The sequence below is a fragment of the Gilliamella sp. W8136 genome (assembly GCF_016101285.1).
Lineage (GTDB): Bacteria > Pseudomonadota > Gammaproteobacteria > Enterobacterales > Orbaceae > Gilliamella > Gilliamella apicola_N.
In genome coordinates this window covers 1-1,380 of sequence record NZ_JACFQU010000040.1, presented here as the reverse complement: position 1 = coordinate 1,380, position 1,380 = coordinate 1, and the positions used below count along the sequence as shown (strand labels likewise).

Genomic DNA, 1,380 nt, shown 5'->3' with positions numbered 1-1,380 from the left:
AAGTCGTTGCTGATTTAAAAAATCGCTATCAACCATTCCCTTTAACTGAAGTACAACGTGCTTACTGGATGGGGCAAGCACCCGGTCTGCCTCTAAACTGTGGTACTCACTATTTAGTCGAGCTAGATGGTACCAATGTTGATCTAGCAAAGTTTAATCAAGCATGGAATCAATTAGTTCGATACCATGAAATGATGCGAGTTACCATAGATACAGATGGTAACCAAACTATCTTACAACATGCTGTTCCTGTCGAATTATATACTATTTCTCTGAACACAAATTCAGCCGCAAAAGCCCAACAAATCATTCATGATTATTGGCAACAACAACGTTTAGCTAAGAACTATAATCATCACCTCTATGCAATTGAATATGGTCAGCAACGTTGTCGTATTGGCATTATTTTTAACTACCTTACCTTAGATGGTTTTAGCATTAAATTGATTCTGCAACAACTGGCTATGCTATATGAAAATAGTAATGCAACCCTGCCAGCTTTAGATTTATCATTTAGAGATTTTGTCACTCAAATAGAAACTGACAATAGAACAAAAAATAATGATAAAACTTTTTGGTTAGAGAAGTTAAATACATTACCTTTAGCACCACAACTGCCTATAGCAAAACAACCAGAACAAATTAATCAAGTTATTTTTAAACGTTATAGTCATCGGTTATCAGCTAATCAGTGGTCACAACTAAAATCTAAAGCACGACAACACCAGCTAACCCTTTCGGTTATCTTGTTGACTGCCTATGCTCATATTCTTGCACAATGGTCTGCAAACCAACCTCTATCGATCAATTTAACTCTTTTTGATAGACCAAATATTCATCCACAGATTAATCAAATTGCAGGCGATTTCACTACCCTTGCCCCAGTGGGTTATTACCCCAATAGTGCACATTCTGTTATTGAGCAAGCTAAAGCAATGCAACAAGAAATTGTCGACGCATTAGAGCATAAAACCATATCTTCTATTTGGATACAAAGAGAGCGTTCTAAAACGATGGGTATGACTACTGCTGCCTTACCTGTAGTGTTTACAAGTACTCTTGGTTTAGGACAAGATTTATTTGTAACGCAAAACCAAAGTTTTCCTGCTTTTGTAAGTGGTGGTTTATCAGAAACACCACAGGTATGGCTAGACCATCAGCTTTATGAATTTGATGGTGAGTTGGATCTTTCTTGGGACGCAGTGGAGGAACTATTTCCTATTGGTATGCTTGATCAAATGTTTAATAGTTATATCCAACTATTAAATCAATTTATTGAACAAGATTGGCAACAGCCTATCGTTACTCTATTACCTACGGCACAACAGTTAATTAGAAAACAGATTAACGCAGTTACTGCGCCTTTACCCTCCACCACTC

At 37.0% G+C, this 1,380-nt stretch carries 1 protein-coding gene; it reads left to right on the top strand.

Translation table 11 applies throughout. The annotated features are described in order from the left end of the window. Positions 1-1,380: condensation domain-containing protein (locus H3T96_RS14560; protein WP_232356476.1), on the top strand; the 1,380-nt coding region annotated here is incomplete at both ends.